The 7,837-nt window shown below is 54.1% G+C and carries 6 protein-coding genes and 1 pseudogene; 5 read left to right on the top strand and 2 right to left on the bottom strand.

Translation table 11 applies throughout. The features are described from left to right. A partial coding sequence (locus tag HP459_RS19340) for an MASE1 domain-containing protein (protein WP_171936667.1) occupies positions 1 to 683 on the bottom strand: 683 nt, incomplete at its 3' end. Positions 684 to 1,025: 342 nt separating this feature from the next. Between HP459_RS19340 and udk the strand changes: the two genes are divergently transcribed. From udk to asmA, 3 genes are all read left to right on the top strand, one after another. Further along, entirely contained in the window at positions 1,026 to 1,667 is a 642-nt protein-coding gene (udk, locus tag HP459_RS19335) for a uridine kinase (RefSeq protein WP_000130320.1), read from the top strand. A 91-nt stretch (positions 1,668 to 1,758) separates the two neighbouring features. Further along, positions 1,759 to 2,340 carry a dCTP deaminase gene (gene dcd, locus HP459_RS19330; RefSeq protein ID WP_006811250.1) on the top strand — a complete coding sequence of 194 codons (582 nt, stop codon included), beginning with the start codon at positions 1,759 to 1,761 and terminating at the stop codon, positions 2,338 to 2,340. A gap of 23 nt (positions 2,341 to 2,363) precedes the next feature. Then, positions 2,364 to 4,214: an outer membrane assembly protein AsmA gene (gene asmA / locus HP459_RS19325; RefSeq protein ID WP_171936666.1), complete on the top strand. Its 1,851-nt coding sequence runs from the start codon at positions 2,364 to 2,366 to the stop codon at positions 4,212 to 4,214. 90 nt (positions 4,215 to 4,304) lie between these two features. Here asmA and HP459_RS19320 read toward each other — a convergent pair whose 3' ends face one another. After that, positions 4,305 to 5,888, bottom strand: a complete 1,584-nt coding sequence (locus HP459_RS19320; RefSeq protein WP_015572372.1) for a TerC family protein — start codon at positions 5,886 to 5,888, stop codon at positions 4,305 to 4,307. A gap of 693 nt (positions 5,889 to 6,581) precedes the next feature. Between HP459_RS19320 and HP459_RS19315 the strand changes: the two genes are divergently transcribed. Continuing rightward, complete coding sequence (locus tag HP459_RS19315) at positions 6,582 to 7,718, top strand: polysaccharide export protein (protein ID WP_022648641.1); 1,137 nt, start codon at positions 6,582 to 6,584, stop codon at positions 7,716 to 7,718. A 6-nt stretch (positions 7,719 to 7,724) separates the two neighbouring features. Then, positions 7,725 to 7,837, top strand: a pseudogene (locus HP459_RS19310) (protein tyrosine phosphatase); the annotation flags it as partial.

Raw genomic sequence — 7,837 nt, 5'->3', positions numbered from 1 at the left:
ACCGCGCTCCACATCAGCAAAACGATGATGCAGGTGAACGGCCACGGCAGCCAGGTGATTGCCGTCCAGCTAAGAACCAGCGTAACGACCAGGGTCACCAGCGTTTCCAGCAGCAGTCTCGGGTTGCGGTGGCGCAGCAGGTAATGCGGTTTAAACAGCAGACCTAACGGTACAAGCGCCAGCGCGCCAATGGCTTCTGAAAGTACCCAAAACAGAAAATTACGCAGCGGCTCCGCGCCTGGCACCAGAAAATGAACCAGAATGCCGCCCACCAGCGGCGGCACCAGGGCGCTGCCGAGGGCAAGGCGTATCCAGTCGTTGAGGTTTTGCAGCGGGTTATACCAGGGGAGCAGCTTACGCAGCAACACCGCACCAACACAAGCCTCAATAATATTGATTGCCGTGTAGGTTAAGTTGATTGATTCCCATGAAAAGAGCATCCACGAGGCAAAAATATTGCCAAAGGAGCAGGCGAGGGCGATGCCGGGCCACATTTTTCCCGCATGGCGGTAAAACGCCACCATCATAATGGATGTCGGGAACCACAATGGCGCCAGCAGCGTACCAAAGCGAGTCAGCTCAAGGGAAAATAAGGTGAAGATGAACGTGACCAGACCCAGACAGACAAGCCGCAGTAAAGGATGTGGGGTAGTAACCAAAACCCGCTGGTATTGTTTATTCATTACCGCTCTATCCAGGGACGCCGTGTTGTCAGGAGCCAGCTCCGGACGCGTGAAATCATTAATTTGGTTTATGCTAGTACAAACATTTTACAATTCATATGCTGAGTGCTCAGATTTTGACTTCATAGACTTATAAAATAGTTACTCTGCGAAGAAGGGGGGTGAAATGGTGAAAATCCGTGCGTAAAAATTTCGCTAAAGGCGTGAAACGGCCCTTTTCAGCCCGCCTCGCATAACCTGCGCATTCGACTGGTATCACGCCCCCGAAATCCCTATAATTGCCGCGTTTGACGCTCCGGCGTCGTCCTTCCTTACATCCAGGTTAATCAGGTCGCTAAATTTATGACTGATAAGTCTCATCAGTGCGTCATCATAGGCATCGCCGGCGCATCGGCTTCAGGTAAAAGTCTTATTGCCAGTACGCTTTATCGCGAACTGCGTGAACAAGTGGGTGATGAGCATATCGGTGTTATTCCCGAAGATAGCTATTACAAAGATCAATCCCATCTTTCGATGGAAGAGCGCGTAAAAACCAACTACGACCACCCCAGTGCGATGGATCACAGTCTGCTGTTCCAGCATCTGGAAGCGCTGAAGCGCGGCGAGGCGATTGAGCTGCCCGTCTACAGTTACGTGGAACATACCCGCACCCAGGAAACGATCCGCATTGAGCCCAAGAAGGTGATTATCCTTGAAGGGATTTTGCTGCTCACCGACGCCCGTCTGCGCGAATCAATGAACTTCTCGATTTTCGTCGATACCCCGCTGGATATCTGCCTGATGCGGCGTATTAAACGCGACGTTAACGAACGCGGTCGCTCCATGGACTCCGTGATGGCGCAGTATCAGAAAACCGTTCGCCCGATGTTCCTGCAATTTATTGAGCCTTCTAAACAATACGCCGATATTATTGTGCCTCGCGGCGGTAAAAACCGTATTGCCATTGATATCTTAAAAGCGAAAATCAGTCAGTTTTTTGAATAAGCCGTGTGAATTGTGTACCGTTCAGAGATAACCTGGTTTTGCCCTGACGCCGTAAGGATTCAGGGCGCGATGCACGAAAGGAGAAAGTGCCATGCGTCTTTGTGACCGCGATATAGAAGCCTGGCTGGATGAAGGCCGCCTGTCTATCACCCCGCGTCCGCCGGTTGAGCGTATTAACGGCGTGACCGTCGATGTACGTCTGGGGAATAAGTTCCGCACCTTCAGCGGCCACACGGCACCGTTTATCGACCTCAGCGGGCCGAAAGACGAAGTCAGTGCAGCGCTGGATCGCGTCATGAGTGACGAAATCGTCATCGAAGAAGGAGAGGCGTTTTATCTCCATCCTGGCGAACTGGCGCTGGCGGTGACCTTTGAATCGGTCACGCTGCCTGCGGATCTGGTCGGCTGGCTTGACGGACGCTCTTCTCTGGCGCGTCTGGGCCTGATGGTGCACGTCACCGCGCACCGTATCGATCCGGGCTGGTCTGGCCGTATCGTGCTGGAGTTCTTTAACGCCGGTAAACTGCCGCTGGCGCTTCGCCCGGGAATGATGATCGGTGCGTTGAGCTTCGAACCGCTGACCGGCCCGGCAGACCGTCCTTATAACCGCCGTCAGGACGCAAAATATCGCGACCAGCAGGGTGCGGTTGCCAGCCGTATCGATAAAGACTGATCTGTGAGTTCACTGAGGAAGCCATGAGAAGAGTTCTGACAACGCTGATGATTTTGCTGGTGGTGCTGGTGGCTGGCCTTTCAGCGTTGGTGCTGCTGGTTAACCCGAATGACTTCCGGGCCTACATGGTGCGGCAGGTTGAAGCGCGCAGCGGGTATGAACTCAAGCTGGACGGGCCGCTGCGCTGGCACGTCTGGCCGCAGCTCAGCATTCTCTCCGGACGTATGTCGCTCACCGCGCCGGGCGCCGCGCAGCCGCTTGTTACGGCGGATAACATGCGTCTTGATGTCGCGCTCATCCCGCTCTTATCCCATGAGCTCCAGGTTGAACAGGTGATGCTGAAAGGGGCGGTGATTCAGCTTACGCCACAAACCGAAGCCGTTCGTCAGGCGAATGCTCCGGTCGCACCGCGTGAAAATACTTTGCCTGACGTTCCGTCTGACACCGGCTGGTCTTTCGATATTGGTAATCTGAAAGTTGCTGACAGCGTGCTGGTTTTCCAGCATGAGGATGACGAACAGATCACCGTCCGCAATATCAACCTCAGAATGGAGCAGGACGCCAACCATCACGCGACCATGGAGTTCTCCGGGCGGATCAACCGTAACCAGCGCGATCTCAACCTGTCGATGAATGCGAACGTGAACGCCTCTGACTACCCGCACCAGCTGACGGCCGACGTTCAGCAGGTCAACTGGCAGCTGACCGGCGCGGATTTACCCGCGAAGGGGATCGCCGGCCAGGGCACTATGCAGGCGGTGTGGCACGAAGAGCGCAAACAGCTCGAACTGAACGCGCTCAACCTCCAGGCCAACGACAGTTCCCTGAAGGGGCAGGCGAGCGTCACGCTTGATGAGAAACCCAAGTGGGTGTTGGATCTGCAATTCGACAAGCTGAACCTTGAGAACCTGCTCGCGGCCCAAACGGTGAATGCGACCGATGAGGGTGTCGCGCAGGTAGGGCAAAGCCAGGTCACGCAGTCGCGTCCGGTGATCTCCTCCAGTCTCGATCTGCCTGACTACAATGGTCTGCGCGGATTTACCGCCGACATTCTGCTGAAAGCGAACAGCGTGCGCTGGCGTGGGATTGATTTTACTGACGTCAACAGCCAGATGTTCAACCACAACGGCCTGCTGGTCATCTCTGAGCTCAGCGGAAAAATGGGGGCAGGAAATCTCTCCCTGCCGGGCACGCTGGACGTACGTAAAGACGTTGCCAGCGCCGCGTTCCAGCCGCGTCTGGAAAACGTTGAGATTGGCACCATCCTGAAAGCCTTTAATTACCCGATTTCCCTCACGGGGCAGCTGTCGCTGGCCGGGGATTTCTCCGGCACGAAGATTGATGCGGACGCCTTCCGTCGTAGCTGGAAGGGGCAGGCGCACGTTGAGCTAAAAGATTCGCGCATGGAAGGGCTGAACTTCCAGCAACTGGTGCAGCAGGCGGTAGAGCGCAGCAGCAGCGTGAAGGCGAATGAAAACTACGACAGCGCAACCCGTCTCGACAGCTTTACCAGCGAGCTTGCCCTCGACAACGGTCAGCTCTCACTCGACGAGATGCAGGGAATCTCGTCCCTGCTGGCGCTGACCGGAAACGGCGCGCTGGATCTGGTGAAAGAGACGGTTGACACCCGCTTCAACGTCCGCGTGAAGGCTGGCTGGGAAGGGGAAGGCCAGCTTGTCGAGTTCCTGAAAGAGACGCCGATACCGCTGCGCGTGTACGGAAAATGGCAGGAACTCAATTACAGTTTGCAGGTCGATCAGATCCTGCGTAAGCACCTTCAGGATGAAGCGAAACGTCGGCTGAATGACTGGGCGGACCGCAATAAAGAGTCTCAGTCTGGTAAGGACGTGAAAAAGTTGCTCGATAAGCTCTGATGCCTGTTGTGCCGGGTGGCGGCTTCGCCTTACCCGGCCTACAAAAGCCAGACACCGTAGGCCGGGTAAGCGAAGCGCCACCCGGCTTTTTTACACCTCAAAATCCATCTCATCCTCACCGCGCAGCGGTATCAGCTGCACCTTCTGCACGCGATGGCTCTCTACCTGCAAGGTTTTGATCATGTAATCCCCCACCTGGACCTCTTCGCCCGGCTGCGGAATACGTTGCAGATATTCCATCAGCAAACCGGCGATGGTGTGGTATTCGCGCTTCTCGTCCAGCGGAAGCGGAACGAACTGCACCAGATCTTCGAGCGGCATATGGCCGTTGGCGGTCCAGCTGCCGTCTGCGTTTTTCTGAATATCGTGGCGTGCATCGATCTCATCCACCTCATTAGGCAAATTACCGGCGATGGTTTCCATCACGTCGCTGAGCGTCACCAGCCCTTCCACAGAACCAAACTCATCAACGACAAACGCGAAGTGGGTACGCGCGTTGCGGAACTGCTCCAGCGCGGAGAGCAGCGGCAGCGCTTCCGGGAAGACCAGCGGCTGGCGCACCAGCGCGCGCAGGTTGAGCGGCTCACCGTGAAGCTGCTGTTGCAGCAGGTCAATCACGTGTACCACGCCCAGCAGCTCTTCTTCCTCTTCTCCGCCGGTCACCACCACGCGGGTGTGCTGGTTTTTATCCAGCAGGGCACGGATCTGCTCTTCCGGTGCCGTCAGGTCAATATGCTCAATGTCGTGGCGGGAGGTCATGATACTGCTGACCGAGCGCTGGTTGAGGTTAAGCACGCGCTCTATCATCCGGCGTTCCTGCGGGTTGAAGATCTGCCCGTCGCTGTGGTCGGCTAGCATCGCAGCGGATTCAGCATCCAGCTCGGCATCCTCTTTTTTGCCGCTCAGCAGGCGCATCACCGTATCTGCGGTGCGCTGTCGTAATGTCTGGTTCGCGGAAAGAAAACGGCGGCGGTTGAAAATGGCCAGCTGGTTAAGAAACTCAATAAGCACCGAGAAACCAATGGCAGCGTACAGATATCCTTTCGGGATATGGAAGCCAAAACCATCCGCCACCAGGCTAAAGCCAATCATCAGCAGGAAGCTCAGACAGAGAATGACGATAGTCGGGTGACTGTTCACGAAGCGCGTCAGGGCTTTACTGGCGAGCACCATCAGGGTGATGGCAATGATCACGGCGGCCATCATCACCGCCAGATGGTCAACCATCCCGACGGCAGTAATCACGGAGTCGAGAGAAAAGACGGCATCCAGCACCACTATCTGCGCGACCACCGGCCAGAATTTAGCGCCGCGCCGCTGGGTGGGGTTTTCACTGTCTTTTCCTTCCAGCCGCTCATTAAGCTCAACCGTGGCTTTGAACAGCAGGAACAATCCGCCGAAAAGCATGATCAGGTCGCGGGCGCTAAAGCTCAGACCCTGCACGCTGAATAAGGGTTTGGTCAGCGTGACCAGCCATGATATTGAGGCCAGTAACAGCAGACGCATCACCATGGCGAGCAGAAGACCGGTCACGCGGGCGCGGTCGCGTTGTGAAGGGGGTAATTTATCGGCAAGGATGGCGATAAACACCAGGTTATCAATGCCGAGCACTAATTCGATGACGACCAGCGTCACCAGCCCGGCCCAGATTGATGGATCGGCAATCCATTCCATAGTAAATGCAATACCTTCTGTTATATGACTAATGTCACACTTCGATCATGGATAAAGCAGACGGAAATTGCAATGCCGGGGTGAGATTTCTCTTAATGCTACACTTAGGTAAAACCCATTTGCGGGGCTGTGTAAATAAGTTAAATGCGAAGATTTAATTACATAAGACGATATTTAGGATATATCGCAATAAATGGTCTGGTGCTCTATTTTGTCAATATAAAGAAAATCCGAAAACCTCAAAACTTTGCTCTTAATATTAATCTTAAAAACGAATATTAGGACGGTTGTCTCCTTGCCTGCTATTAGGTTAGCTGCAACAATTCTTCCAGCATCAAATGTTAAATCTCCTTGTTGCTATTTTTGTTTCAGTCTTTGGTGAAGGTTATACATTATCAATCACCCGTTTAAGGTGGCGGATATATTTCTCAAAAGGCCTGATCCAAGAGGGTGTCTAACCATAACGCATTGTTTAGTCAGTGGATTGGTAACTGAAAGCCAAGGGCGGTAGCGTGCCTGAAAGCGTGTGAATCAGCCTCAATTATTCTGTCAATAGCCAATGGATGAATAAGCTTTTTTTAGGACTGATGCCAGTTATATTGCTAAATGATTAACTGCATTCTGATTGTCACCACGACCCGCGCTTATTTTAATTGCACAGGATAATTACTCTGCCAAAGTGATAAATAATCAATGATGAAATCCAAAATGAAATTGATGCCATTATTGGTGTCTGTGACCTTGATGAGTGGTTGCACGGTCTTTCCCGGCAGCAATATGTCAACAATGGGCAAGGATGTGATTAAACAGCAGGATGCTGATTTTGATCTCGACAAAATGGTGAATGTTTACCCATTAACCCCACGTCTGGTAGAACAATTACGCCCACGTCCGAATGTTGCTCAGCCAAATATGTCTCTGGACCAGGAAATTGCCTCTTACCAGTATCGCGTTGGTCCGGGTGACGTGATTAACGTGACCGTCTGGGATCACCCGGAACTGACCACACCTGCGGGCCAGTACCGCAGCTCAAGCGACACCGGTAACTGGGTACAGTCCGATGGCACCATGTTCTATCCCTACATTGGCAAAGTGCACGTCGCGGGCAAAACGCTTGCTGAGATCCGTAGTGATATTACCGGCCGCCTGGCGCAGTACATTGCTGACCCGCAGGTGGACGTTAATATCGCCGCGTTCCGATCCCAGAAAGCCTATATCTCAGGCCAGGTCAACAAATCCGGCCAGCAGGCTATCACCAACGTCCCGCTCACCGTGCTTGATGCGATCAATGCCGCAGGCGGCTTAACCGACGGTGCTGACTGGCGCAACGTGGTGCTCACCCACAACGGCAAAGAGCAGCGCATTTCGCTTCAGGCGCTGATGCAAAACGGTGACCTGACCCAGAACCGTCTCCTCTATCCGGGCGATATTCTTTACGTGCCGCGCAACGACGATCTGAAAGTGTTCGTGATGGGTGAAGTGAAGAAACAGAGCACCCTTAAGATGGACTTCAGCGGTATGACCCTGACCGAAGCGCTGGGCAACGCGGAAGGTATCGATCTGACCGCCTCCAACGCCAGCGGCATCTTTGTGATCCGTCCGATCAAAGGCGAAAACGCGAAAGGCAAGATTGCCAACATCTACCAGCTGGACATGTCCGACGCGACGTCGCTGGTCATGGCAACGTCGTTCCGTCTCCAGCCATACGATGTGGTCTATGTCACCACCGCGCCGGTTGCCCGCTGGAACCGTCTGATCAACCAGTTGCTGCCTACCATCAGTGGCGTTCGCTACATGACGGATACGGCGAGCGACATTCATACCTGGTAAGCCGCGATGTTTAACAAAATTCTGGTGGTGTGTGTGGGGAACATTTGCCGTTCCCCCACGGCTGAAAGGCTGTTGAAAAATTACCAGCCTGCGTTAACGGTCGACTCCGCAGGGCTGGG

The sequence above is a fragment of the Enterobacter sp. CM29 genome, from assembly GCF_013179605.1.
Taxonomy (GTDB): Bacteria; Pseudomonadota; Gammaproteobacteria; order Enterobacterales; family Enterobacteriaceae; genus Enterobacter; species Enterobacter intestinihominis.
Note: the sequence above shows the minus strand (reverse complement) of the source record. Positions and strands in the feature narration are given on the sequence as shown.

Bases quoted from the DNA above. Each gene is read 5' to 3' on its own strand.
- asmA (WP_171936666.1), top strand. From the start codon at position 2,364: ATGAGAAGAGTTCTGACAACGCTGATGATTTTGCTGGTGGTGCTGGTG.
- udk (WP_000130320.1), top strand. From the start codon at position 1,026: ATGACTGATAAGTCTCATCAGTGCGTCATCATAGGCATCGCCGGCGCA.
- dcd (WP_006811250.1), top strand. From the start codon at position 1,759: ATGCGTCTTTGTGACCGCGATATAGAAGCCTGGCTGGATGAAGGCCGC.
- HP459_RS19320 (WP_015572372.1), bottom strand. From the start codon at position 5,888: ATGGAATGGATTGCCGATCCATCAATCTGGGCCGGGCTGGTGACGCTG.
- HP459_RS19315 (WP_022648641.1), top strand. From the start codon at position 6,582: ATGATGAAATCCAAAATGAAATTGATGCCATTATTGGTGTCTGTGACC.